Here is a 26,597-nt window from a genome sequence, read left to right as displayed (position 1 = left end):
TCCGTGCTACGGGTTGAACAGCGGAACCTCTGGGGTCACGCGCCCGCCTCTGACGAGCGCGAACACGTCACGACCTAGACGGCGTCCAGCGCGCGGCAATCCTCGGGCTGCCAGCCGATATTGACCTTGGTGCCCGGCTTTAGCCGTGTCTGGTCCGCCGAGTTCCGTGTCTTGATGATGAAATCATCGCGCCCGGCCACGCGCAGGCGGGTGCGGAACACGTCGCCCATGTAGATGAATTCCAGAACCTCGGCATCAAGCGTGTGGGCATCGGCATTGAGCCGGTCCATGTTGGTCTCCACCCGCTCGGGGCGGATCGAGATGAGCGTGCGGTCACCCGGTTTCTCGACATTGACTGCCTTGCAGTCGATCAGCCCGCCACCGTCCACCTCGACCAGCGCGAAGCCGTCCTTGATCTCCTTGACCGTGCCGCCCAGCGTGTTGTTCTCGCCAATGAACTGCGCCACGAAGCTGTTCTGCGGACTCTCATAGAGCTCGTCGGGTGCGGCCAACTGCTGGATACGGCCATCGTCGAACACGGCTACCCGGTCCGACATGGTCAGCGCCTCGGTCTGGTCGTGGGTCACGTAGACCACCGTGATGCCCAGCTCATGCGCCAGGTTGGTGATCTCGAACTGCATGTGCTCGCGCAGCTGCTTGTCGAGCGCGCCCAGCGGCTCGTCCATCAGCACCAGCTCTGGCTCGAACACCAACGCGCGCGCCAGCGCGATTCGCTGCTGCTGTCCGCCGGAAAGCTGCGCGGGACGCCGCCCGCCGAAATCGCCCATTTGCACCATGTCCAGCGCACGCCTGACCTTTTGCTCGCGGTCGGACTTGCCGATCTTGCGCACCTCCAGCGGAAAGGCCAGATTCTCGGCCACCGTCATGTGCGGAAACAGCGCGTAGTTCTGGAACACCATGCCGATTCCGCGCTTGTGTGGCGGAATGTTGTTGATCGGCTTTCCGTCAAGCCGGATCTCGCCGTGGGTTGCGGTCTCGAACCCTGCCAGCATCATCAGGCAGGTAGTCTTACCCGACCCGGACGGCCCCAGCATGGTCAGGAACTCGCCTTTCGGCATGTTCAGGTTGAGGTCTTTGACGACGAGTTGCTCGCCATCATAGCTCTTTTGCACGCGTTCAAATTCGACGAACGCATCGTTGGTCGCGATCTCGGCCAATTGCGGCTCCCTGTGTTTATTTTGCTGCGGTGTTCCCCGCGTTGAATGCAGTCTAAACCGACAAACGCCTTCTGTTGCAAGCTTGAAGCGGCGCTTTTTTGAGAATTCGGGCTGTGACAGGCCAAACCGACTGCGTACTGAGCGATTCCGGGCGATTGTCCTGCGATCTTTGGAGCGGCCCCGCGCCGGGGCCGCTCCAAATGTCCTGAAGTTCAGGTCTTGTCACGGGACTCAGCCTAGCACCGCCTGCACCGCGCGCAGGGTTTTTGCCACCACCTCGTCGGCCTCTTCGCGCGTCAGGCAGAACGGCGGGGCGAATCCGAGGATGTCCCCCTGCGGCATGGCGCGTCCGATGACATGGTCGGCAGCGAGCGTCGAGGCGACCTGCGGACCGACCTTGTCGGCGGGATCGAAGAAGGTGCGGCTGCCCTTGTCCTTCACGAACTCGACGGCACAAAGCATCCCCTCACCGCGCACCTCGCCCACGTTCGGATGATCACCGAGCGCCTCGGTCATGGTCCTGTTGAGATAGCCACCCACCTCGCGGTTGTTCGCGATGAGGTCGAGCTCATCGAGCAGTTTGAGATTCGCCACCCCCGCCGCCGCGCCGATGGGGTGCGCCGAGTAGGTCCAGCCGTGGCCGATCGGGCCGTTCTCGTCGGTGCCCTGCTCCAGCACCTTCCACATCTTCTCGCTGACGATGGAGCCGGAGAGCGGCGCATAGGCCGAGGTCAGTCCCTTGGCGATGGTGATGAGGTCAGGCTTGAGCCCGTAATGCTCCGAGCCGAACATCGTGCCCAGGCGGCCGAAGCCGGTTACGACCTCGTCGGCGATGAGCAGGATGTCATGCTTCTCGAGGATCGGCTGGATTGCCTCCCAGTATCCGGCGGGCGGCGGCACGATACCCCCGGTGCCCAGCACCGGCTCGCCGATGAACGCGGCGATGGTATCGGCCCCCTCGCGGTCGATCAGCGCCTCAAGCTCAGACGCGCAATGGGCGACGAACTGCTCCTCGCTCATGCCCACGTCGTCGCGGCGATAGTAATAGGGAGCCTCGGTGTGGATCACTTGGCTCAGCGGCAGGTCGAATTTCTGGTGAAAGAGGTGCAGGCCCGTAAGCGAGCCGGTCATCAGGCCAGAGCCGTGATATCCGCGCCAGCGCGAGATGATCTTCTTCTTCTCGGGGCGGCCGAGGATGTTGTTGTAATACCAGATCAGCTTGATGTTGGTCTCGTTGGCGTCACTGCCCGACAGGCCGAAATAGACCTTGCTCATGTGATCGGGCGCGCGGTCGAGGATCATCTTGGCCAGCGTGATCGACGCTTCGGTACCGTGGCCCACATAGGCGTGATAATAGGCCAACTCCTTGGCCTGTTCGGCGATCGCATCGGCAATGTCCTGACGTCCGTAGCCCACGTTCACGCAGTAGAGCCCGGCAAAGGCGTCAAGCAGGCGGTTACCCTCGCGGTCCTCGATATGGCAGCCGCTGCCGCCGGTGATGATCCGGTTCGGCGCCTCGCCGCGCGCGAATTGCGCGAGATGCGTCGAGGGGTGGAAGAAGTTCTCGCGATCCCATTGATCGAGTTGGTCGTTACGCAGCATCGTTGTTCCTTTCATTGGGGGCGCCCCCCGTCTTCATCTTGCCAAAAATATCCAAAGATCCGTCCGTCACGCCCAATCGCGGCAGACGTATTTAATCTCCATGAATTCCTCCATGCCGCGCCTTGCGCCCTCGCGGCCCAGGCCCGATTGCTTGACCCCGCCGAAGGGGATTGGTGCGCCGGTGACCTTGGTGCGATTGACGGCCACCATGCCGAACTGCAGCGCCCGGGTCATCCGGTAGATGCGGCGTGGGTCATGGCTGTGCAGATAGGCGATGAGGCCAAACTCGGTCGCATTGGCACGGCGCACCACCTCTTCCTCGGTGTCGAACGGCGTGATCGCGGCCACCGGGCCGAAAGTCTCGTCGCACATGATCGCAGCGGCGTCTGGCACATCCGTCAGCACTGTGGGCTGATAGAAAAGCGGGCCAAGCTCGTCACGCTTGCCGCCGCAGGCCAGTTTCGCGCCGTGCTTGAGCGCGTCCGCCACGTGCTCTTCCTGTTTCTGCACCGCTTTCTCGTTCATCAGCGGGCCGATGTCCGGATCGTCCATGCCGCGCCCGATCTTGAGTGTCTGTGTAGCGTCGGTAAAGCGTCGGCAGAACTCGTCATAAATCGCGCGCTCTACATAGATGCGGTTCGCGCCGAGGCAATCCTGCCCGGAGGTGGCGAATTTCGCCTTGATCGATTCCACGACCGAGGTTTCCAGATCGGCGTTCTTGAACACGATCACCGGGGCGTGGCCGCCCAGTTCCATGACCAGTTTCTTCACCGTCCCCGCGCATTGTCGATAAAGCAGCTGCCCGATACTGGTCGAACCGGTGAAGCTGAGTGCGCGCACGCGGGTATCCTCGGTCCAGGGCTCCACCACGGTTGACGCACGGCCCGTGACCACGTTGAACACCCCCGCCGGGATGCCTGCGCGCTCGGCCAGTTCGGCGAGGGCGAGCGCCGAATAGGGTGTCTCTCCAGAGGGATGCGTCACAACGGTGCAGCCCGCTGCCATTGCCGCCGCGGCCTTGCGCGTCAGCATCGCGGCGGGGAAGTTCCACGGGGTGATCAAGGCCGCAACACCCACCGGCTCCAGCCACAATTCGACCTCTGCATCGGGCAGGTGGCTGGTGACACCCTCGATATTGGGGCGCTTCGATTCCTCTGCGTAATATTCGACGAAGCTTGCAGCGTAGTCGATCTCACCGCGTGCTTCCGAGAGCGGCTTGCCCTGTTCCAGCACCATTATCCGCGCCAGATCCTCGCGGTGCTCGATCATCAGGTCGAACCACCGGCGAAGGATGGTGGAACGGTCCTGTGGCAGCGTCATCGCCCAGTCGTCAAAGGCGCCTTGCGCGGCATCCACCGCCGCGCGCGCCTGATCGGCGCTGAGGCTCGCCACGTCACCGAGTGCTGCGCCATCGGCGGGGTTATTGACCGTAATCGTCGCGCCGCCTTCGCCGGCTTCCCATTTGCCGTTCACGTAGGCGAAGTTGCGGATAAGGCGTGTGTCGGTGATCCCGTTACGGGTCCAGATCGCTGAATCGGACATTTGGCCCTCCTTTCGTGCAGAAAGATATGCTTTTTGCGCAGAGGGTGGGGCTGATATCACCGTGGCTTTCAGATTATTCTTCTGAGAGAATTGGTGGAAATAGATGATTCATCCGAAAAACATCTCCAGCGGCGGCAGGCGCGGGGATTTCACCGGCTTGGTGACGATATACGTGAAATAGCGCGCCAGCCCGATCCGGGCCTCCAGCATCTCGTCTATGAGCCGTTGATAGGCGTCGATGTCGCGGGTCACGATCTGCATCAGGTAGTCGAACCCGCCGCCCAAGGCCCAGCAGGCTGTGATTTGCGCATAATGTTGCACGCTGTCCTCGAAGGCGCGGAAACTCGCGGGCGTGTGGTCGGCCAGTTCGACGGCGACGAAGACAGTGACATGTGGCCCCAGCTTCTTCAGGCTGATGCGCGCGTGATAGCCCTCGATCAGCCCGGCCTGTTCCAGCCGCCGGAGCCGTTCCCAGCAGGGGCTCGCCGACAGGCCGACGCGGGTAGCGAGTTCAGCCTTGGTGATTCGGCCCTCGTCGGCCAGCACCCGCAGGATATCGAGATCGCGCGCGTCGAGCCTCATGCGCGGATCACCGCACCCAAGTCGCGTCCCGCGAGCAACGTCATTACATGGGTGGCGATGGCGGTGTCCTGAGCGCCGGTGCCGGTAAGGTCGCAGATCGTTATCTCGTCGGCGTCGCGTCGCCCGCGCGCGCGGCCACGGATGACGTCGCCGAGTTCCACCGGGTTGTCCTCGGCCCAGAGGCCTGCCTCCAGCGCGGCGCGCAATTCGCCGAGGCTCCGGGCCTGCGGCGCGCGATCGGCCACGTAGAGATCGGCCTGCACCAGCGCCTGCGGGTCGATCTCGTTCTTGCCCGCCTGATCCGATCCCATCGCGGTGATGTGCAACTCGGGATGCAGCCAGCCCGCCTTGACCACGGGTTCCTTGGCAGGGGTGGTGGTGATCACGAGCTGGCTCGCCCGCACAAGATCGGCGGGGTTATCGACCACGCGGACATCGCATTCGAGGTCCGACAGATCGTCGGCGCAGGCGCGGGCCTTGTCTGCGTCGCGGCCCCAGATCAGTAGCCGGTCAAAGGGCCGCACCAGGTGCGCCGCCCGCGCCTGAAGCCGCGCCTGAACGCCAGAGCCGATCACGCCTGCCGTATGCACCAGATCGGGGGCGAGGTATTGCGCGGCCACGGCGCCGGCAGCAGCCGTGCGCAGATCGGTCAGGTAGCCATTGTCGAGGAACACCGCCTCGACCAGCCCGGTCTTGGCCGAAAACAGGATCATCAGGCCATTCAGGCTCGGCAGGCCCAGCCTGGGGTTGTCGAAGAAACCGGGGCTGACCTTGATCGCGAACCCGTCAAAGCCGGGGATATAGGCGGTTTTCACGTCCACCTCGCCATGCGCCTCGGCCAGTTCCATCGACATGACCGGCGGCATCACCACCCCGCCATCCGAGAGCGCACCAAAGGCTTGCTCGATCACGGCCACGGTTTCGCGGTCGAGCCCTACCGCCGCGCGCAATTCCGCCTCGGTCACGATCCGGATATCATGTGCCATCGGTTAACCTCCCTGTGCACGGGCCAGCCCTGCGGCCAGCGTGTCCGCGCGTTCCAGCGCAGCCTTGTCGTTCAGCACATCCCCCGGCGCCCGTACCCCGCAGGACCGGATCAATTCGCGCCGGGCAAAGCCCAGCTTGTCCAGCGCCGGGCCATAATGGCCCAGTAAGTCATCATACCGCTTTGGCCCTTCGCCTTGCACCTGCACAAGAACCAGCGTCTTGCCCCGGTTCAGAATCGAAGGCTCCGGATTGGTCACATAATCCGGCTTGAAGAAACCGAAGAACCGGTCGAACGCCTGTTTCAGCAGTCCCGTCATGTTGCAGAAATAGATCGGCGTGGCCATCACCACCACATCGGCTTCCTTCACATCGGCCAAAACCGGGGCCAGATCGTCATCCGGACCATAGGGATCTGAATCCGTCTCTGAATACCCTTGAAACCGCAAATCCCGCAGCGCGTGGCAACGGCTGGCGGCACCGTGGGATTCCGCCGTCTCGCAAAACCGCCCGGCCAGCAGGTCGCTGTTGCCTCCGGGCCGGGGGCTTCCCAACAGGCAGGCGATACGGGTCATGCGCGCCCCCGATAGGGCTGGCCCTTCACAGTCACATCGCCCAGTTGCACGTCCTGGCCCGTCACGATCCTGGTGAACATCTCCATGTCAAGGTTGCGGCCCGTGACGATGGTGGCGGTCGGGCCGGTGACCTTCACCTTACCTGACAGCACCGCCGCCAGCCCCACCACGCAGGCGCCCTCGGCCACGATCCGGTCCTCGTAATAGAGTGCCTGCATTGCGTGGTAAATTTCCTCTTCCGAAACGAGGACCACTTCGTCCAGGAAATCACGGCACATCGGGAAACTGAGCCGATTCTGCATCCCGATCCCACCGCCGAGGCTGTCGGCGAGGCTCGGCACCTCCTCGATCTCGACGGGATGGCCCGCGCGGATGCTCTCATACATCGCGGCACCGCGGTCCATGCTGATCCCCACCACGCGGATCGACGGCTTGATCGCCTTGGCGGCCATCGCCACGCCTGCCGCCAGCCCGCCCCCCGACAAGGGCACCAGGAGCACCTCGGTATCGGGCCGCGCTGCCATGATCTCGAGCCCGATGGTGCCCTGCCCGGCGATTACCCTTGGATCGTCGAAGGGCGAGATTTCCGTGAGCCCCTCCTCGGCCACGAGACGCTGTGCCTCTGCCTGCGCGTCGTCCTGGCTGCGGCCCGCGATTCGCACCTCGGCCCCAAGCGCGCGGATGCCGTCCACCTTGGCCTGCGGCACCAGTTCAGACATGCAGATCACCGCGCGGATGCCCCGCGCGCGCGCCGCATAGGCCACGCCGCGCCCATGATTGCCCGTGGAGCAGCAGGTGACGCCCGACGCCTCCTTCACCCCTGCCACGGCATTCAAGGCCCCGCGCAGCTTGAATGCGCCGATGGGCTGCATGTTCTCCAGCTTGAGCAGGAATTCCTGCCCGGCGACATCGGTCATGTGGGGTGAGGGCACCAGCGGCGTGGCATCGGCAATCCCGGCGATCACCTGAGCGGCGGCGTACACATCGGCCAGAACGGGGCGCATCGCTGTCTCCTTGTCTGCAAGTCTGCGCAATCTGCGCGCCGCTCCGGCTTGCGTCAACTCCGCGTCACACGGTGGTCAGAAAACGACATCGGGTGGCGTGTTTCTTGGGGCAGCCGCCGGAAAAATCCCCCAAGGCGGACGAAGTTACCCCAGTTTACAGATGACGGACCACCACATGATCGAGAAAGACCTCCCCTTTTCGCCGCAGGAATACCAGCGCCGCCTCGAGAAAACCCGGAGCGCGATGGCCGCGCGCGATCTCGACGCGATTTTCGTTACCGACCCGTCGAACCAGCATTGGTTGACGGGTTATGATGGCTGGTCTTTCTATGTGCACCAGGGGGTGATCGTGTTGCCCGACGCCGATCCGATCTGGTGGGGCCGCAACCAGGATGCCAATGGCGGCGTGCGCACGGTCTGGATGACCGACGACCGGGTGATCGGCTATCCCGACAACTACGTCCAATCCACCGAGCGTCACCCGATGCAGGATCTGGCCGAGCGCCTCACCGGCATGGGGCTCGCGGATAAGCGCATCGGCGTGGAGATGGACAATTACTATTTCTCGGCCAAGGCGATGCAGGTGCTGCGTGAGGAACTGCCCGAGGCCACCTTCCTCGACGTTACCGCGTTGGTGAACTGGCAGCGCGGGGTGAAATCCGAGGAGGAACTGGCCTTCATGCGCAAGGCGGCGGCGATCTCGGAAAAGATCACCGACGGGCTGATGGAGCGGGTGGAGCCGGGCATCCCGAAGAACGAGGTCGTGGCCGAGATTTTCCGTGACGCGATCCGGGGTGTGGAGGGCGCGTGGGGCGATTATCCGGCCATCGTGCCGCTCCTGCCGTCGGGCTCGGACGCCGCCGCCCCGCACCTGACGTGGAACGGGCGCGAGTTCGCCACTGGCGAGGCGACCTTTTTCGAGATTTCCGGTTGTTATCGGCGCTACCACGCGCCGCTCTGCCGGACGCTGTTTCTCGGCAAGCCGCCGCAATTCCTGCTCGACGCCGAGCGCGCGCTCGTGGAGGGGCTGGAGGCGGGGCTCGAGGCCGCGACGGCGGGCAGCCGCGCCTGCGACGTGGCCAATGCGCTCGCCGCACCGCTGGAACGCGCCGGAATCGAGCGCGGTGCGCGCTGCGGCTATCCCATCGGGCTCAGCTATCCGCCCGACTGGGGCGAACGCACCATAAGCCTACGTGCCGAGGACGAGACCGTGCTGGAGCCAGGCATGACCTTCCATTTCATGCCCGGCCTCTGGATGTCCGACTGGGGACTGGAGATCACCGAGTCGATCCTCATCAAGGAGACCGGCCCGGCCGAAACCTTCTGCAACCGGCCGCGCAAGATGTTCGTGAAGGACTGAAGGCGAGCCTCAGCCCCGCCTGCGCCTGCGCCGCCCACCCTCGGCCCCGCTCTCGCCATGGGTGTTGAAGCTGGGGTTGGGCAGCGTCACTACCTTGCGCAGTTCCGGGAACGGGGCGGTCTTGTGCGGGATCGCGTTGGCGGCGACGAAATGCTCCTGGAATTTCGGTTCGATGGCGGTCTCCACCTTGGTGATCTCGCCCACCACGCGCTCGATCTCACGGCGCGCCGCCACGTTGCAGAGAGCGATGCGGGCACCGGTGCCGGCGGCATTGCCCGCGCTCGTCACCTTGTCGAGCGGGACGTCGGGAATCATGCCCAGCACCATCGCGTGCAGGGGCGAGATATGCGCGCCGAAGGCGCCGGCGAGGACGACGCGGTCCACCTTGTCCACGCCACGCTCGTCCATCAAGAGGCGCGCACCGGCATACAGCGCGGATTTCGCGAGCTGGATGGCACGGATGTCGCCCTGCGTCACGGTGATGCGCGGCCCGCCCTCGTCGGTGCCGTCATGGATGAGGTAGGCATGCGTGCGCCCCTCCGCCTGCATGCGCGGCGTGCCGGTGGCCTCGGCCGAGCCCAGAAGACCCGACTCGTCCATCAACCCAGCGATGCGCAATTCTGCCACCGCCTCGATGATGCCGGAGCCGCAGATGCCGGTGATGCCACCCGCGCCCACTTCGTCCGCGAACCCGTCCTCGTCCGACCACTTGTCACAGCCGATAACGCGAAAGCGTGGTTCCTTGGTTTCGGGGTCGATGCGGATCGCCTCGATGGCGCCCGGTGCCGCCCGCTGGCCGGAAGAAATCTGTGCGCCCTCGAAGGCCGGGCCGGTGGGCGAGGAACACGCCAGAACGCGGGTCTTGTCGCCCAGCAGGATCTCGGCATTGGTGCCCACATCGACGATGAGGGCCAGATCCTCAGATTTGCCCGGCTCTTCCGACAGTGCCACGGCGGCGCAATCGGCCCCCACATGGCCCGCGATGCAGGGCAGGATATAGACCTGCGCGCGCGGGTTGATGGCGGCGAGATCGAGCTCTTTCGCGCCCAGGGTCAGACTGCCTGAGGTGGCGAGCGCGAAAGGCGCCTGCCCGAGTTCGACCGGGTCGATGCCGAGCAGGAGGTGGTGCATGACCGGGTTGCAGACGAAGACCGTCTCGACGATCAGCGCCGGGTCAATCTCCGCCTCCCTGGCAATTTCCCCGGCCAGCGCGTTGATCGCATCGCGCACTGTCGCCGTCATCTCCTTGTCGCCGCCAGGGTTCATCATCGAATAGCTGACCCGGCTCATCAGATCCTCGCCAAAGCGAATCTGCGGATTCATGATGCCCGAGGACGCCTTTACCTCGCCGGTCACGAGATCGGTCAGGTGGGCGGCGATGGTGGTGGAGCCGAGGTCGATGGCCAGCCCATAAAGCCCGTCCTCGTGTAGCCCCGGCCAGATTTCGAGCACCTGCGCCGGGTCGTTCTCATGGCCGCGATGGAGTGCCACGGTCACCTGGAACTTGCCCTTGCGCAGCACCGGTTGCAGCCTGGAAAGGAGCGTGAGATCGGCACGGATATCGCCGATGCCCCATTCGCGCTTCAGCGCGCGCGCGAGCCGTTCCAGATCGCCGGTCGGCTCGTGCATGTCGGGCTCGTCCACCTCGACGAAATAGAGCTTGGTTGCCGGGTCCATCTCGATCACCCGGGCCGAGGCGGCCTTGCGCACCACCTGCTTGTGGACCTGGGATTCGGGCGGCACGTCGATCACCACGTCGCCCATGACCTGTGCCTGACAGCCGAGGCGGCGACCCGGTTTTAGCCCGCGCTTCTGGTCATAGCGCTCCTCGACCTTGTTCCACTCCGACAACGCATTGTCGCGGACCGTCACACCATGCTTGGAAAACTCGCCGTAGCCCGGCGTGATCTGGCATTTCGAGCAGATACCGCGCCCACCGCAGACCGAATCGAGATCGACGCCCAATTGCCGCGCCGCGGTGAGCACCGGGGTGCCCACAGGGAAACGCCCACGCTTGCCCGAGGGGGTGAAGACGACAAGAGGATCGTTTGGCATGGGGCTGGTCCTGCTCATATGTGCCTTTGTCGGAACATAAGCCATAGGCGCGCGCCCGAAAGCCCGCAAGCGTCAGGAATCGGTACGCGCGCGGCATGGCGGCCTCAGGCCCAGGGCAGTTTCAGCCCGAAGAGCCAGATGGCTAGCGGCACGGGGGCAGAGGCGATCGCGATGGTCAGGATCGCCAGCGGTGCGCGGAACGTGCCCGAAAGCCCCGAGAGGAAGGCGATCCCGCCGCCCCCGCCGATCACCGAATTGCCGGGAATGTTGATGAGAACGGCGAGGTTCACGTAGCGGTACTTGATGATCCAGCCGCAGTACTTGCGGGGCAGGAGAGCATGGATAAACGCAACCCGGCCTTCTTGCGGCATCACTTCGAACCGGGCCACGTTATGTGCCGCGCGGATCATGTGCAGATCCGTAAGCACGCGGCGCAGCCAGGCGATCGGCACGGTGCACCCAACGATGAACGCCAGCGACAGACCGCTCGCCGTGGCCACCCACACCAGCGGCGCGATCCCGGGTCCACCTGCCGCAAGCACCGAAAGCCCGATCTCCACCCCCGGAACGAAGGGGATCGCGATGAGCACGGCATAGATGACAAGCACCGCCAGCAGCAGGCCCGGCATTGCCCAGCCGTACTCGTTGCTCATGATCCAGTTCTCCGCCCAGACGAAGACGAAGTGCAGCCCGATCGCGAGAAGCGCGATGATGGCAAGCCGCGCGAGCGTGCGCAGCACGCCCAGCTTGAGGGGAGGGGGATCGGGCAGGGTGGCAGGGGCCGGGCGGCTATTCTCCATGTGCCGAGTCTAGGCCGTGATCTGCGGCTCGAACAATGCGCGTCACGCTTTGTTCACGTTCTTTTGCAGCCAATCGAGGATCGCCGCGCGATCCCCGTCGAGCGATGGGGCGGGCGCGCGCGACGCGGTGTCCTCAAGGCCGCTCATCTTGATCGGGTTGCCAGCAGCCACGAAGGCCGGTTGTCCCTCGGTGTCCAGCACGTCCACCACCATGTTGCGCGCCAGAATCTGGTGATCATGAAGCACTTCGGCCACGTTCTGGATCGGGCCAGTCGGGACGCCGGAGGCTTCCAGCTTCTCGATCCAGTGGGATTTCGGCTGGTCGAGCGTGATCGCCTCAATCAGCCGCTTGAGCGTGCGCGCATTCTCGCAGCGTGCCGAGTTGGTCGCGAAACGCGGGTCCTGCGCGAGCGGCAGGCCGAGCACGTCGCAAAGCCGGGCAAAGAGCGCGTCGTTTCCGGCGGCGATGACAAAGAGGCCGTCGGCGGCGTGAAATGTCTCGAAGGGGCTGATCGAGGGGTGCCGCGCGCCGGATGGTCCCGGCGGGGTGCCCGTGGTGGTGGTGATCGCCACCGCGTGTTCGAGAATCGCGAGTTGGCTGTCGAGCATGGCCACATCGATCTTGCGCCCCGCGCCGGTTTTCGCGCGGTCTATCACGGCGGCGAGCACGCCCTGCACCAGGTACATTCCCGCCACGATATCGCCGATCGAGGCACCGACGCGCACCGGCTCGCGTCCTGCCTCGCCGGTGATCGACATCACCCCGCCGCGCGCCTGCACCACCATGTCATAGGCAGGCCGCAGCGCATCCGGGCCGGTATGGCCAAAGCCGCTGACTGCGCCATAGATCAGGCGCGGATAACGGGCATGAAGAACATCCCAGCCGTAACCCAACTTTTCCATCACGCCGGGGCGGAAGTTTTCCAGCACGATGTCGGCGCGCTCAAGAAGTTGCTCGAATATCGCGCGGTCGTCTTTGGCCTTGAGGTCGAGCGCGATAGACTTCTTGCCGTGGTTGATGGCGGCAAAATAGGCGCTTGTTCCGTCCTTGAAGGGCGGAAAGGCACGGGTGTCGTCGCCCGTGCCGGGCCGTTCGACCTTGATGATCCGCGCGCCCAGATCGCCGAGGGTAAGCGAGGCGAAGGGGCCTGCCAGAACGTGGGTGAGGTCGAGCACGAGGAGGTCTTGCAGCGGGCTGGTCATGGCATGGCTCTTGTTTCGGTGGTTTCTGGTCCGGTTCTAGCGACCGTGCGTGACGTGTCTCTAACACGGATCAAGGGGGTCGCGATGCAACCCCCTTTATTTTTGCGTTTATTCTGGCTGCACCGTCAGATGCGGCCCTTCCACGGTACCAGCCATGTCTCGGCTTTGCGCATCAGGATGTCGATACCGTAGCCGATGATACCGATGAGGATGATCCCCATGATCACGATATCAGTGAGCTGAAACCGCGAGGCGACCATGATCATCATGCCCGCACCTTTTTCCGCCGCCACCAGTTCGGCGGCCACGACCGTGCCCCAGCAGACACCCATCGCGACGCGCGCGCCGGTGAAAATCTCGGGCAGGGAGTTCGGTACGATCACGTGGCGCATCAATTGCCACTTGGACGCGCCCAGCGAATAGGCGGCGTGCACCTTGGAAATGGCGACACCCGACACACCCGCGCGTGCCGAGATGGTCATGATCCAGAGGGCTGCGAGAAACAGCAGGATGATCTTGCCCGATTCACCGATGCCCGCCCAGATGATGACCAGCGGGATAAGCGCCAGCGGCGGAACGGGGCGCATGAATTCCACGATCGGGTCAAACCAGCCGCGGAACCAGTCGCTGAGGCCCATCGCGTAGCCCAGCGGGATGCCGACAGCGGCCCCGAGCGCAAAGCCCACGATGACGCGGAACAGCGACCAGTAGAGATGCTCCCACAGGGTGAAGTTCTGATAGCCCTCATTCGCGATCTCGCCCACCCGCTTGACCACGTCTTCAGGCGGGGGCAGCCAGATCGGCTCCATCTGCATGCCGCCTGCGGGGCTGAAGTTGAGCGATCCCTTGGAGGTGACCGCAACCTTGCCCGCCGCAACGGAGACGGTTTCGCCCGCGCTTATCGGTTGCCCGTCGATGGCCACGACCTTGGCCCCGTCCTTGCGGGTGATCTCGTCGTTCTTGTCCATCAGGATGAGGTCAGATCGCCATGCGCCTACCGACGAGGCGTCGTTCTTGGCAAAGCCCTCCCCCGGCTCCACCTCTGGGATCTCGACCTCTTCGCCGACGTTGAAGACCCGAACGAGAACGGTGGCGTCATCGCGCGCTCCGTCGGGGGCCTCGAGTGTGTAGGTGAATTCGGCATCGCCCACGAACGGGCCCGGCGCGTGGATCGGCACCCAGTTCGACCCCGTGAACGCGCCCCACAACAGGAATATCGTCACCACCGAGATAACGCTTGCCCAACGGTCGGGGCGCACCGCGCTTTCATCACCGAAGGTGACGGTCTTGAGCGAGGTGAAATCCCGCATCTGCCGGAACTTGCGCACGCCAAAGCGGACCACGAAGAAGGCCGCGGCGAAGATCGCGATATATATTATGAGGATGATCATGCGCCCACCTCCTCTGTGCGGCCCATGATCTCTTCTTCCATGTCCCAGATCATCGACAGGATCTCCTCGCGTTTCTCCCCGAACGCGGGGATCTTCTTGACCTCGCGCAGGTCCTTGCCCACGCCGTCATCGGCGAAGGGCAGGCGGTATTCCTTGTGGATGCGGCCCGGGCGCGGGGCCATGACAAGCAGGCGCTCGCCCAGGAGGAGGGCCTCCTCGACCGAGTGGGTGATGAGAATGATGGTCTTGCCGGTCTCCTTCCAGAGCTTGAGCACCAGCCCTTGCATCTTTTCTCGGGTCAGCGCGTCGAGCGCGCCGAGCGGCTCGTCCATCAGGATCACGTCGGGGTCATTGGCCAGGCACCGCGCCAGCGCCACGCGCTGCTGCATCCCGCCTGACAGCTCGTACACCGCCTTGTCCTTGAAATCCTGCAGGCCCACCACGTCGAGCAGGTGATCGACCGTGCCGCGCCATTCCTTCTCGCGCTTGCCGGCCATGCGGGGGCCAAAGCTGACGTTGTCGCGCACGCTCATCCATTCGAACAGCGCGCCTTGCTGAAACACCATGCCGCGTTCGGCGTCGGGGCCGGTTACGGGATGATCGTTGAGGATGATGCGGCCCTCGGTCGGGGCAAGAAAACCGGCTAGGATGTTAAGTAGCGTGGTCTTGCCGCAGCCCGAGGGTCCCAGAACGCTCATCAGCTCGCCGGTGTTAAGTTCGAGCGTGATATCCTGAAGCGCTTGAACGTGACCGCCATTCGGCAGGTCGAACCGCATCGAGATGTTTTCGATGGAGAGTGTCGACATCCTCCGCCCCTTTTCGACTAATAGTGAAATCCGGGTGCGCGGGCCGGGCGCGAAATGCGCCGGCCCGTGCGGGGAGAAGGCGGATCAGGAGCCGCCGGCCGCCTGCTGAAGCGGGCCAATATTGACGTTGTTCTCGTAGGTATCGAGAGCCCCGTCGATGCTGCCCGCCTCGACGAACACGTCGGCCACGCCCTTCATGAAATCCTGCGCGCCGCCGCCGAGCCATTTTGCAGAGAGTTGCTCGTCCACGGGTGGGAAGACAAAGGTGTCAATGGTGGCCGCAGTCGAGTCGAGATCCATGCCGCTGTCCTTGGCTATCACCGGCAGCATCTCGTCGCGATTGGCGGGGTCGGCCCACATGGCGTTGGCTTCGGCGGTCACGGCGAGGAACTTGGCCACGATGTCGGAATTCTCGACGACGAAATCGGCCGGGCCAGAGGTCACGTCGAAGACGAGAATCCCGAGGTCTTCCTTCTCCTGACCGGTCAGCAGCACGTTGCCGTGCTCCTTGGCGCGGCGCAGCGAGCCGCCCCACCCGCAGAACAGGTCAACCGCACCCTGCGCGATCGCCGCCGCGCCCTCCGGCGGCGCCATGTTGACCACGTCCATGGTCGAGATATCGACGCCGAAATGGTTCATCTGCTTGAGGAAGCCGTAATGCGCGGCGGTGCCGAGCGGCACGGCGGCCTTCTTGCCTTCAAGCTCTTTGGCGCTATCCTTGTCGATCTCCAGCGCCTCTGCCACGACGCAGTTATCGTTGTCGGAATAGCTCACCGCCACGTCCACGATCTGCAGATCCTGCCCGGCGCTGACCGCGACCACAAAGGGCGGCACTCCCTGGCTCACCGACAGGTGGATATCACCCGAGGCCATCGCCGCGCTCATCGCGGTGCCGGTGTCGAAGGCGCGCCAGTTGACCTTCGTGCCGAGTGCTTCTTCGTACATGCCGGTTTCCTTGGCATACTGGAACGGCATCGGCCATTCGAGGAAATACGCCACATTGAGTTCCTGTGCCCCGGCCGCGCCGCCAAGCAGCGTAGCGCCGGTCACGGCGGAGAGGAGTTTCGCCCTGAGTGTCATGTCTATCTATCTCCCGTTGGTCATGTTGTGCGGGGCTTGTCCCCGCTTGTCTGCCAGTTGGTCTTCGCGGTCTGTGCCGCTTGTCGTTCAGGCGTCGGTCGCGGCTGACGTGGTCGCCGCAGCGCAAAGTCAACCCGATAGCTGTTCGGCGATCAACGCCATATTCCCGAGCCTACGGAGATTTCAGTAAGTTGGAAAAGAGATTTTCGATTAGGTGGATAGAGGGGCGCACGGTGGTGTCGTGCGGAAATTTGGGCTGTTTTTCAGCATTTTGGCGCGAATATTGATTTGCCGCCGGATATTTTGGACATATCGAATGCCTATTTTTGGACCTATTCGAACGCTTGCGATTGAGGCGACATCGGGTCTTGAGATAGACCGCTGATGCCCAGCCCCGCATCCGGCGTGTGACTGTGCGCGATTGATGAAGGAGTGACGACATGGATGGAAAACTTCGCGACAACGATATCAGCCACGTGGTCGAGGCCGATCGCGCCCATGTCTGGCATCACCTGATCCAGCACGCACCGTGGACCGGCTCCGATCCAAAGGCCGATCCGCGCATCATCGTTGAGGGGCGCGGCATGCGCGTCTGGGACCAGAAGGGCCGCGAGCATATCGATGCGGTCTCGGGCGGGGTCTGGACGGTCAACGTGGGCTATGGGCGCGAGCGGATTGCCAATGCGGTGCGGGATCAACTCATTCAACTGCCCTATTTTGCAGGCTCCGCCGGGTCAATCCCCGGCGCGATGTTCTCGGAAAAGCTGATCTCGAAAATGCCGGGGATGAGCCGGGTCTACTACACCAACTCGGGCTCTGAGGCGAACGAGAAGGCGTTTAAGATGGTTCGTCAGATCGCGCACAAGCGGTATGGTGGCAAGAAGCACAAGATCCTCTACCGCGACCGCGACTATCATGGCACCACCATTGCCTGCCTGTCGGCGGGCGGTCAGGACGAGCGCAACGCGCAATACGGCCCCTACACACCCGGTTTCGTGCGGGTGCCGCATTGCCTCGAGTACCGCGCGCAATGGGATCTGGCGGGCGAAGCCTATGGCGAGGCTGCCGCCAACGCGATCGAGGAGGTGATCCTGCGCGAAGGCCCCGATACCGTGGGCGCGCTCTGCCTCGAGCCGGTGACGGCGGGCGGCGGTGTCATAGTGCCGCCCGAGGGGTACTGGCCCCGCGTGCAGGAGATTTGCCGCAAATACGACATCCTTCTGCATATCGACGAGGTGGTGTGCGGCGTTGGACGCACCGGCACATGGTTCGGCTATCAGCATTACGGGGTCGAGCCCGATTTCGTGACCATGGCCAAGGGGGTGGCCTCCGGCTACGCTGCCATCGCCTGTTGCGTGACCAATGAGCGGGTCTTTGATCTCTTTCAGGACGACGCCACCGACCCGATGAACTATTTCCGCGATATCTCCACCTTCGGCGGCTGCACGGCGGGGCCTGCCGCGGCGCTCGAGAACATGGCGATCATCGAGGAAGAGGGCCTGCTGGAGAACACCAATGCAATGGGCGACTACATGCTCGACCAGCTGCGCGCACTTCAGGACAAGCACGCGGTGATCGGCGATGTGCGCGGCAAGGGGCTGTTTCTCGGCGCGGAACTGGTGGCGGATCGTGCGACCAAGGAGCCGGCGCCCGAGAAACAGGTGCAGGCCGTGGTCGCCGACTGCATGGCGGGTGGCGTGGTGATTGGCGCGACCAACCGCTCGTTGCCAGGCTTCAACAACACGCTGTGCTATTCGCCTGCGCTCATCGCCACCAAGGATGACATCGACCAGATCATCACGGCCACCGACGCGGCGCTGACCCGCGTGTTCGGATAAAACCCAAATCGCCCCGAAACACAGGTTTCGGGGCGAGACGGAGCCGGAATTTTCAAAAAATTCCGGACCGGAAACTTTTAAGAGACCTCAGCGAAACGCCTCGTTTGAGGGGTGAGGTGGGATTTGTTTCCCCCGGGATGGTTTTGGGCCGGTTGTTAGGCTTCGGTGGTGGCCTTGACTGGCAGGTGAGATTGGTGAGGGAGCCGGGTTATCAGCCGTATCTCGCTTTGAACCCGGCACCTTTCCACAGGTTCCAGCCAATGGCCGCAAGACGGGTCAGGGCTTGCATTTTGGCACCCCCGAGGAACCGGGTTCGGCGCAGGCCCCAGTGCCGCTTCCAGTGGCCAAAAATCGCCTCCACCCGCCCGCGTGTGACGCCGATTTCAACGTTCCGGGCACGCTCCTGTGGCGTCAGCTTGCGCCTGCGGACCCCGTGCTTCTGAACCCGATCGCACATCCCGTGATGCGCCAGAAGCGCCCGGGTTCGCGGCCCGATATAGGCGCTGTCCGCATAGAGGGCGGTCTCGTCGCCGACCATCAGATCGCACAGGCTGTCCACTTCGGCCCGGTTCCCGGGGCTCACGGTCACGCGCCGCACGAACCCGTCCTCGTCGGCATTGACAAAGGCCTGCCAGCCCCAGACCGCCTGCCTGCGGCCCTTCACGGTGACTTTCACCGCAGAGCCCGCCTCCGGGTCCTGCGTCGAGAGCCTGCTGCGGGCCGCCTCGACCACGGTTGCGTCAACGATGGCCACCCGGCCCTCCGCGAGGATCACCCGGGCCTCCTCCAGCATGGCGACGAGTTCCGCAAGAATGCCGTCCAAACGGTCCCCCAGCCGCGCCCGGAACCGCCCCAGCGTCGAGGCCTCCGGCACGCCCGCATCCAGCTCCAGGCGGCAGAACTTGCGAAACAGAAGGTCCCGGGCCAGCTGAGCCGAGAGCTTCACGTCCGACAGATCATACCAAAGCCCCAGCAGCAGCGCCCGGAACAGCGTGAGCGCCGGATATCCCGGCCGCCCGGTCTGAACCTTCTCTTCTCCCGCAGGCAAAAGCGCCGCAATGCGGTCCCAGTCAATCAGCACCTCCACCCCATCCAGGGCACAAAGCGCCGGGTGGTCGAACAACTCCTGCGGAGCAAACAAGGCGGGCTGGGTCGAAAAACTCTGTCTCATGACAAAACATACCCCACCAAACCATCTCAGGGAATCCCAAGAGTTTCGCTGAGGTCTCCGAAAGGATTTCGTCACGCTTTCTTTTCAAGAAAGCGAGGGCCGCGCCTCTGGACGCTTGCCGGGTGCGCGCCTATAAGGCGGGCCATGATGACATGCGCAGCGATCGTCATTCGAATTACATGCCCGGCGCTCTGACCCTGACGAGCCGCCGGGATCACAGGCGTTCGAGCCATCGCGCCGCCCCCCACCCGCAGAATTCCAACACCCAGTGACAAAGGACGTCACCCATGTGTTCTGACACGCCCGATTACCCCGATTACAAAGCCACGCTGAACCTGCCGCAAACCGATTTCCCGATGCGCGCGGGCCTGCCCAAGCGCGAGCCCGAATGGCTCGCCCGGTGGGAAGAGATCGGCATCTATGACCGCCTGCGCGAACGCGCCGAGGGCCGTCAGCCCTTTACCCTGCACGACGGCCCCCCCTACGCCAACGGGCACCTGCATATCGGCCACGCGCTCAACAAGATCCTCAAGGACATGGTGGTGCGCTCGCAGCAGATGATGGGCCGCGACGCGCGCTACATCCCCGGCTGGGACTGCCACGGCCTGCCCATCGAGTGGAAGATCGAGGAGCAGTACCGCGCGCGAGGTTTGGACAAGGACAAGGTCGATACCGTCGATTTCCGGCAGGAATGCCGCAAGTTCGCCGAAGGCTGGATCGACGTGCAGCGCGATGAGTTCAAGCGGCTCGGCATCACCGGTAAGTGGGACAAGCCGTACCTGACGATGGATTTCCGCGCCGAACGGATCATCGCGGAGGAATTCCAGAAATTCCTGATGTCGGGCGTGCTCTACCAGGGCTCCAAGCCGGTGATGTGGTCGCCCATCGAGAAAACCGCGCTCGCCGAGGCGGAGGTGGAGTATCACGACAAGGAGAGCTTTACGGTTTGGGTGAAGTTCCGGGTTGCCACCGAAGGCGACTTGCAAGGCGCGCATGTCGTTATCTGGACCACCACGCCCTGGACGATCCCGTCCAACAAGGCCGTCGTCTATGGTGAGGATATCGCTTACGGGCTCTACGAAGTGACCGGCACGCCCGGCGAGTGCTGGGCCAATGTGGGCGACCGCTTCATCCTCGCGGACAAGCTTGCCGGGGATGTCATGACGCGGGCGCGGCTGGAGGAAGGCATGTACCACAGGGTGCGCAGTGTCGATGCCGATGAGCTGAGCCACCTCAAGCTATCCCACCCCCTCGCCAATGCCGAAGGATCAAACGGCGAGTGGGATGCCCCCCGCGATTTCCGCGCCGCCGATTTCGTCACCGACGAGGAGGGCACCGGCTTCGTCCATTGCGCGCCCTCCCACGGGATGGAGGAATACGAGCTCTATCGCGGCCTCGGCATGCTCGATCAGGTGATCACCTATAACGTGCTCGATGACGGCTCCTTCCGCCCCGATCTGCCCTTCTTCGGCGGCACCCATATCCTTGACCGCAAAGGGAAAGAGGGCAACGCCAACAAGGCCGTGATCGACAAGCTCGCCTCCGTCGGTGGCCTGCTCGCGCGCGGCAAGATCAAGCACAGCTACCCGCATTCCTGGCGCTCCAAGGCGCCCGTGATCTACCGCAACACGCCGCAATGGTTCGCCGCCATCGACCGGCCCGTGGGCGACGGGCAGGACGAGTATGGCACCACCATCCGCGAGCGCGCGCTGCGCTCGATCGACGAGCTGGTGACATGGACGCCGAAAACCGGCCGCAACCGCCTCTATTCGATGATCGAGGCGCGGCCCGACTGGGTGCTTTCTCGCCAACGCGCCTGGGGCGTGCCGCTCACCTGTTTCGTGAAGAAAGGCGCGCAACCAACTGATCCGGAATACCTTTTGCGAAACGAGGAAGTGAACGCCCGCATCCTCGACGCCTTCGAGGCCGAGGGCGCGGATGCGTGGTACAAGGACGGGGCCAAGGAGCGGTTCCTCAATGGCATCGTCGATCCGGCGGCCTGGGAACAGGTCGACGACATCCTCGACGTCTGGTTCGACAGCGGCTCCACCCACGCCTTCGTGCTGCGCGACCGCGAGGACGGGTCAGAGGACGGCATGGCCGATCTCTACCTCGAAGGCACCGATCAGCATCGCGGCTGGTTCCATTCCTCGATGTTGCAGGCCTGCGGCACCATCGGCCACGCGCCCTATCGCGGCGTGCTGACCCACGGCTTCACGCTGGACGAGAAGGGCAACAAGATGTCCAAATCGCTCGGCAATACCGTGGCGCCCGAGGACGTGACGAAGCAATACGGCGCGGATATCCTGCGGCTGTGGGTGGCGCAGGCGGATTATACCGCCGACCTGCGGATCGGGCCGGAAATCCTCAAGGGCGTGGCCGACAGCTATCGCCGCTTGCGCAACACGATGCGCTTCATGCTCGGCGCCCTGAGCCATTTCACCGAGGCAGACCGGGTGGAGCCCTCGGAGATGCCAGAGCTGGAGCGCTGGATGCTGCACCGGCTGGCAGAGCTGGATCACAAGGTGAAGAAAGGCTATGATGCCTATGATTTCCAAGGGGTTTTCCAGCAGGTATTCAACTTCTGCACCCTCGATCTGAGCGCCTTCTACTTCGACATCCGCAAGGACGTGCTCTATTGCGACGGCGACACCGCGCGCCGCCGCGCGGCGCGCACGGTGATGGACCTGCTGTTCCACCGGCTGACCACCTGGCTCGCGCCGGTGATGGTGTTCACGATGGAGGACGTGTGGCTGTCGCGATTCCCCGGCGAGGGCGACAGCGTGCACCTGCACGACATGCCCGACACGCCCGCCGACTGGCTGAACGAGCCGCTGGCGGCGAAATGGGCCAATGTGCGGCGCGCGCGCCGGGTGGTGACGGCGGCGCTGGAGGTGCAGCGCGCCGACAAGGTGATCGGCGCCAGCCTCGAGGCCGCGCCGGTGGTGCATGTGCGCGATGCCGAGACGCTCAAGGCGCTGAAATCGGTGAATTTCGCCGATATCTGCATCACCTCGGATATCGTGCTGACCGCCGATCCGCGCCCGGCAGAGGCGTTCCGCATGCCCGAGGTCGACGATATCGGCGTGGTGTTCGAGCGCGCGGGCGGCGAGAAATGCCAACGCTGCTGGAAGATCCTGCCCGACGTGGGCCGCCATGCCCATCCCGGCACCTGCAAGCGCTGTTCCGAGGCGCTGGGCTAGAGCATGTTGCTCAAAAGTGGAAACCGGTTTTGAGCTCCTTGAACATGCGGAATCAACGAGTTGGAGCGTGTCGCGTGAATGCGAATGAACGCGACACGCTCTAGGGCGCGAGGAACGAGGCCGGTTAATCCCGCAGTCGCGCCACGGCGCGGCTGCGGCGCACGGGCTGTCAGGCGTCGAGCTTGTCGCCCAGGCGCCAGAGCATGTCGATGCAGTGCTGCAACTGGTCGAGAGAGATGAACTCGTCGGGCTTGTGCGCCTGCTCGATTGATCCTGGCCCGCACACCACCGCCGAGGTGCCGTAGTTCTGGAACAGCCCCGCCTCGGTCCCGAAGGGGACGAGTTCGGGTCCGTCGGCACCGGTCAGCTCCATCACGATGTCGCGCGCCTCGTTGATCTCGGCGGGTTCGAGCCCGTCCACCTCGCCGATCGTCTCGGTGGTGATGTTGGCATCGGGAAAGATCGCCCGCATCCGTGGCAGCAGCATCTCCTCGCAATAGCGCCGCAGGTCGTCCTTGACGAAGTCGGCATCCGCGCGCCGCACGGGGCGCATTTCCCATTCCACCGCCGCGTTCGAGGCGATCACGTTATGCGCCACGCCGCCCTTGATCGAGCCGGTGTTGATCGTGCTCCAGGGCGGATCGAAACGGCTGCCCTCGGGGGCGCGGGCGCGCAGCGCCTCGGCCAGTTCCAGCAGGCGGTTGACGTAGCGCACCGCGTATTCCACCGCGTTCACCCCCCGTTCGGGCGCCGAGCCGTGCCCGGCCTGCCCGTAGAACCGGGTGGTGTATTCGTAGCAGCCCTTGTGCCCCTCGATCACCCGCATCGAGGTGGGTTCGCCGATGATGGCGACACCGGGGCGGATGCCGCGGGCGCTCAGGCTCTCGATCAGCGCCTGCCCGCCAAGACAGCCCACCTCCTCGTCATAGGTAAACGCGAGGTGGAGCGGCCGCGAGAGGGCACGCTTCGCGAGCAACGGGGCCATCGAGACGGCGGTGGCGATGAAGCCCTTCATGTCGCAGGTGCCGCGCCCGTAGAGCCGCCCGTCATGCTCGATCAGGTCAAACGGGTCCGAGGCCCAGTCCTGTTCGGCCACCGGCACCACGTCGGAATGGCCCGACAGCACGATGCCGCCATCGGTGTCGGGGCCGAACGTGGCAAAGAGGTTGGCCTTGTGACCGATCTCGTCGTGAAAGATATCGACGCGCGCCCCGCACGATTCCAGCCGGTGGCCGAGATAGGCGATCATGTCGAGATTGCTCACCTCCGAGATGGTCGGAAAGGCGACAAGCTCGCGCAGGAGGGCGACGGTATCGGCAAGCTGGGTGCTCAAGGGGGCCTCGGTGCTGGTCTGTGATGCAAACCGTGCCAGAGTGAGAGCCTCTTCGCCCGGCGTCAAGCCCCTGTCATGGGGGAAGAAAACGACGATCGGGTGCGGCTGTGGCGCGCATGCCGCGCGCGGGCCTTAAGCTTGCCGGATTTCGGCGCTAGGGTGGGGCGGTGAGGCAGGGACGCGAATGGATGCGGTTACGTGCGAGACTGGGGGCAGGGACGGCGCGCGGGGGCAAGCCATGACCGCCGTGCGCCGCCGCCATGTCTTCTACATCCCCGGCTACGACCCGATCCCGCCACGCCGCTACCGAGAGCTTTATCGCAAGCAGGCGGCGGCGCAGGCGCAGGTTTCGGGCCACGAGATCGCGCTGCGGCCCGCCATCGGCAAGGACCGGTTCGGCTGGGGCGTCGACGCGCGGATCGAGGGGGCCCGGACCGAGGCCGGGATCGAGGTGCTGGTCTGGTCCGACATCGTCAAGAACAGCATGGACCAGGGCAAGGCCGGCACCTATCTGCAACTCATCCGCACGGCGGCCATCTACATCGGCACCGGGGCGCTCTGGCGGCTGATGCGGCTGCGCAAGGGGCCGGTCATCGCGGCGCTCTACCCCGTGGGGTTCCTGCTCGCGCAGCTTGCACTGGCACTCCTCGCCGCGTGGCTTCTGGGGCGCGTGCTGGCGGTCCTGCACCCCTGGGCCGCGTGGGGCGGGCTGGTGGCGGTGCCGGTGGTGCTGGAAACGTTCCGGCGCCTGGATGGCCGGTTCTTCGCCTATTACCTGATGCATGACTACGCCTGGTCGGCGCGGTGGCTCGGGGCAAACCCGCCAGAGCTGGAAACCCGGATGGCGGAATTCGGCGACGCGATCGCACAGGCCCTGAAGGGTGGGTGCGACGAGGTGCTGGTGGTGGGCCATTCCTCGGGCGCGCATCTGGCGGTGTCGGTGCTGGCCGACCTGATCCGCGAAGGCCGCGTGCCCGCGACCGGCCCGGCGCTGTCGTTGCTGAGCCTCGGACAGGTGGTGCCGATGGTGTCCTTCCTGCCGCGGGCATGGCGGCTGCGCGCTGACCTCGCCTATCTGAGCACGCGAGACGAGCTGTTCTGGCTCGACGTGACGGCGCCGGGGGATGGCTGTGCATTCGCGCTTTGCGACCCGGTGGCGGTGAGCGGCGTGGCACCAGAGGGAAAGCGCTGGCCGCTGGTCATCTCGGCGGCGTTCACGCAGACGCTCAGCCCGGCGCGCTGGCGCAGCCTTCGCTGGCGCTTCTTCCGGCTGCATTTCCAGTATCTCTGTGCCTTCGACCGCCCCGGCGATTACGATTACTTCGCGATCACCGCCGGGCCGCAGACGCTGGCCGCGCGATTCGCCGGGCGCGCGCCCTCTCCCGCGCGGATCGAACGGGCCACGTCCGGCTATCGGAGCGTGGCGCCATGATCCCGCCCAAGCCACCCGCACGGTCGGACCGCGTATCGCTCTGGCGCTACCTGCGGCTGTTTCGCGCCGATATCCTCTCGGCGCAGCCCGCGCGGCTCTACCGGGCGTGGATGGCCGAATTTCGCACGCCGTTCTTTCGCTCGTACCTGTGCAACGAGCCCGCACTCGTCGATCTGGTGCTGCGCGAGAGGCCCGGCGATTTCCCCAAATCCGGCCGGGTGAGCGAGGGGCTGCGCCCGCTCCTGGGGCAGTCGGTCTTTGTCACCAACGGCGAGACATGGAAGCGGCAGCGGCGCATTATCGACCCCGCCTTCGAGGGTGGGCGGCTGCGCGACACGTTCCCGGCGATGGTGGACGCGGGGCAGGGGGCGGTGGCGCGGCTGACAGGGCTGGCGGATGGCAGCCCGGTGGAGGTCGAGGCGCAGACCAGTCACGCGGCGGCGGACGTGATATTCCGCACGCTGTTTTCCATCCCGATCGAGAACGCGACGGCGGCGCGGGTCTTCGAGGAATTCAAGGCGCATCAGCGCACGCAACCGGTGCTCAACCTCGCTGCCTTCATCCCGCTGCCGCACTGGATCCCGCGCTTTCACCGGCGCGAGACGCGGGCCACGGCGCGGCGGATCAGGGGCTTGATCGAGCGGCTGACGGCGGCGCGGATGGACGAGATCACGGCAGGGACCGCGCCGGACGACCTCGCCACCAAGATCATGACGACCGCCGACCCCGAGACCGGAGAGCGGTTTACCACCGCGGAAATGGTCGATCAGGTGGCGATCTTCTTCCTCGCCGGACACGAGACCAGCGCCTCGGCGCTCGCCTGGGCGCTCTACCTGCTGGCGCTTTATCCAGAATGGCAGGACAAGGTGGCCGCCGAGGCGGCAGAGGTGATGGGCGACCGCGCGCCGGAGTTTGCCGACATGGGGCGGCTGCGGGTGGCGCGCGACGTGTTCCGCGAGACGCTGCGCCTCTACCCGCCGGTGCCGATGATGGTGCGCGAGGCGACCTGCCCCGAGCGGTTTCGCGGCCGCGATGTGCCCCCCGGCGCGCAGGTGGTGCTGAGCCCGTGGCACCTCCACCGCCACGAGCGGCTGTGGGAGCGGCCCGACGAATTCGACCCCGCGCGTTTTGCTGCCGCGAACGGACGCGACTGCCTGCGCCGGGCCTATATCCCCTTTTCCGCCGGCAGCCGTGTCTGCACCGGGGCCGGGTTTGCCATGATCGAGGGGCCGCTTCTGCTGGCGATGCTGGTGCGCGCCTTCCGGTTCGCGCCGGTAGAGGGGCGCCCCGCCATGCCGGTCGCGCATCTGACGGTGCGCGGGCGCGACGGGATATGGCTGCGGATGACGCCGCGCCGGTGATTCCCGGGCCTGTGATCCGGCGACCAACGTGGGGCGCAGGGGTCGAAAGAGACGCGAGCACGTCTCGATTCCACGCATGGGAGCGAAGCCCTGAAGG

Annotated in this window: 20 protein-coding genes; 5 read left to right on the top strand and 15 right to left on the bottom strand. The window is 64.8% G+C overall.

Going from position 1 to position 26,597, the window contains the following annotated elements:
* Positions 1-74: 74 nt before the first annotated feature.
* The 7 genes from AC13D8_RS14700 to eutB form a co-directional block, all read right to left on the bottom strand.
* Positions 75-1,169, bottom strand: a complete 1,095-nt coding sequence (locus tag AC13D8_RS14700; protein WP_482969458.1) for an ABC transporter ATP-binding protein — start codon at positions 1,167-1,169, stop codon at positions 75-77.
* 240 nt (positions 1,170-1,409) lie between these two features.
* Entirely contained in the window at positions 1,410-2,780 is a 1,371-nt protein-coding gene (locus AC13D8_RS14695; protein WP_482969438.1) for an aminotransferase, read from the bottom strand.
* Between the two features lie 66 nt (positions 2,781-2,846).
* Positions 2,847-4,322: an NAD-dependent succinate-semialdehyde dehydrogenase gene (locus AC13D8_RS14690; RefSeq protein WP_482969437.1), complete on the bottom strand. Its 1,476-nt coding sequence runs from the start codon at positions 4,320-4,322 to the stop codon at positions 2,847-2,849.
* A gap of 108 nt (positions 4,323-4,430) precedes the next feature.
* A complete protein-coding gene (locus tag AC13D8_RS14685; protein WP_104020386.1) occupies positions 4,431-4,904 on the bottom strand; it encodes an Lrp/AsnC family transcriptional regulator in 474 nt (157 codons plus the stop codon).
* Positions 4,901-5,890, bottom strand: coding sequence for a cyclodeaminase (locus tag AC13D8_RS14680; protein WP_482969436.1), 990 nt, complete (start codon positions 5,888-5,890; stop codon positions 4,901-4,903). Before AC13D8_RS14680 ends, AC13D8_RS14685 begins: the two co-directional genes overlap by 4 nt.
* Positions 5,891-5,893: 3 nt before the next feature.
* On the bottom strand, positions 5,894-6,463 hold the full coding sequence (locus AC13D8_RS14675; protein ID WP_482969435.1) for a flavodoxin family protein: 570 nt from the start codon (positions 6,461-6,463) through the stop codon (positions 5,894-5,896).
* On the bottom strand, positions 6,460-7,467 hold the full coding sequence (gene eutB / locus AC13D8_RS14670; RefSeq protein ID WP_482969434.1) for a hydroxyectoine utilization dehydratase EutB: 1,008 nt from the start codon (positions 7,465-7,467) through the stop codon (positions 6,460-6,462). The genes AC13D8_RS14675 and eutB overlap by 4 nt, the downstream gene beginning before the upstream one ends.
* Positions 7,468-7,642: 175 nt before the next feature.
* Here eutB and AC13D8_RS14665 point away from each other — a divergent pair, with 175 nt between their 5' ends.
* The gene (locus tag AC13D8_RS14665; protein WP_482969433.1) at positions 7,643-8,827 is read left to right on the top strand and encodes a M24 family metallopeptidase; all 1,185 of its coding nucleotides are present in this window, start codon (positions 7,643-7,645) and stop codon (positions 8,825-8,827) included.
* A 9-nt stretch (positions 8,828-8,836) separates the two neighbouring features.
* Here AC13D8_RS14665 and AC13D8_RS14660 read toward each other — a convergent pair whose 3' ends face one another.
* The 6 genes from AC13D8_RS14660 to AC13D8_RS14635 form a co-directional block, all read right to left on the bottom strand.
* Complete coding sequence (locus tag AC13D8_RS14660) at positions 8,837-10,882, bottom strand: ASKHA domain-containing protein (protein ID WP_482969432.1); 2,046 nt, start codon at positions 10,880-10,882, stop codon at positions 8,837-8,839.
* A 104-nt stretch (positions 10,883-10,986) separates the two neighbouring features.
* The gene (locus tag AC13D8_RS14655) at positions 10,987-11,682 is read right to left on the bottom strand and encodes a hypothetical protein (RefSeq protein ID WP_482969431.1); all 696 of its coding nucleotides are present in this window, start codon (positions 11,680-11,682) and stop codon (positions 10,987-10,989) included.
* 42 nt (positions 11,683-11,724) lie between these two features.
* A complete protein-coding gene (locus AC13D8_RS14650; RefSeq protein WP_482969430.1) occupies positions 11,725-12,885 on the bottom strand; it encodes a CaiB/BaiF CoA transferase family protein in 1,161 nt (386 codons plus the stop codon).
* A gap of 125 nt (positions 12,886-13,010) precedes the next feature.
* Positions 13,011-14,276 (bottom strand): ABC transporter permease, encoded by a 1,266-nt coding sequence (locus tag AC13D8_RS14645; RefSeq protein ID WP_482969429.1) that lies wholly within the window; start codon positions 14,274-14,276, stop codon positions 13,011-13,013.
* Entirely contained in the window at positions 14,273-15,082 is an 810-nt protein-coding gene (locus AC13D8_RS14640) for a taurine ABC transporter ATP-binding protein (RefSeq protein WP_482969428.1), read from the bottom strand. Before AC13D8_RS14640 ends, AC13D8_RS14645 begins: the two co-directional genes overlap by 4 nt.
* An 84-nt stretch (positions 15,083-15,166) precedes the next feature.
* A complete protein-coding gene (locus AC13D8_RS14635) occupies positions 15,167-16,162 on the bottom strand; it encodes a taurine ABC transporter substrate-binding protein (protein WP_482969427.1) in 996 nt (331 codons plus the stop codon).
* A 440-nt stretch (positions 16,163-16,602) separates the two neighbouring features.
* On the opposite strand from AC13D8_RS14635, the gene AC13D8_RS14630 reads away from it, so the two are divergent.
* Positions 16,603-18,000, top strand: coding sequence for an aminotransferase family protein (locus AC13D8_RS14630; protein ID WP_482969426.1), 1,398 nt, complete (start codon positions 16,603-16,605; stop codon positions 17,998-18,000).
* A gap of 211 nt (positions 18,001-18,211) precedes the next feature.
* Here AC13D8_RS14630 and AC13D8_RS14625 read toward each other — a convergent pair whose 3' ends face one another.
* Entirely contained in the window at positions 18,212-19,171 is a 960-nt protein-coding gene (locus AC13D8_RS14625) for an IS5 family transposase (protein WP_482969425.1), read from the bottom strand.
* 287 nt (positions 19,172-19,458) lie between these two features.
* Here AC13D8_RS14625 and ileS point away from each other — a divergent pair, with 287 nt between their 5' ends.
* Positions 19,459-22,374 carry an isoleucine--tRNA ligase gene (gene ileS / locus AC13D8_RS14620; protein WP_482969424.1) on the top strand — a complete coding sequence of 972 codons (2,916 nt, stop codon included), beginning with the start codon at positions 19,459-19,461 and terminating at the stop codon, positions 22,372-22,374.
* 169 nt (positions 22,375-22,543) lie between these two features.
* Here ileS and argE read toward each other — a convergent pair whose 3' ends face one another.
* On the bottom strand, positions 22,544-23,707 hold the full coding sequence (gene argE / locus AC13D8_RS14615) for an acetylornithine deacetylase (RefSeq protein WP_482969423.1): 1,164 nt from the start codon (positions 23,705-23,707) through the stop codon (positions 22,544-22,546).
* 238 nt (positions 23,708-23,945) lie between these two features.
* Here argE and AC13D8_RS14610 point away from each other — a divergent pair, with 238 nt between their 5' ends.
* Together AC13D8_RS14610 and AC13D8_RS14605 are read left to right on the top strand one after the other, a co-directional pair.
* A complete protein-coding gene (locus AC13D8_RS14610) occupies positions 23,946-25,139 on the top strand; it encodes a hypothetical protein (protein WP_482969422.1) in 1,194 nt (397 codons plus the stop codon).
* Complete coding sequence (locus tag AC13D8_RS14605; RefSeq protein ID WP_482969421.1) at positions 25,136-26,500, top strand: cytochrome P450; 1,365 nt, start codon at positions 25,136-25,138, stop codon at positions 26,498-26,500. Before AC13D8_RS14610 ends, AC13D8_RS14605 begins: the two co-directional genes overlap by 4 nt.
* Positions 26,501-26,597: the final 97 nt, after the last annotated feature.

It is taken from the genome of Roseovarius sp. B-10 (assembly GCF_056859295.1).
This window is presented reverse-complemented; position numbering and strand designations above follow the sequence as displayed.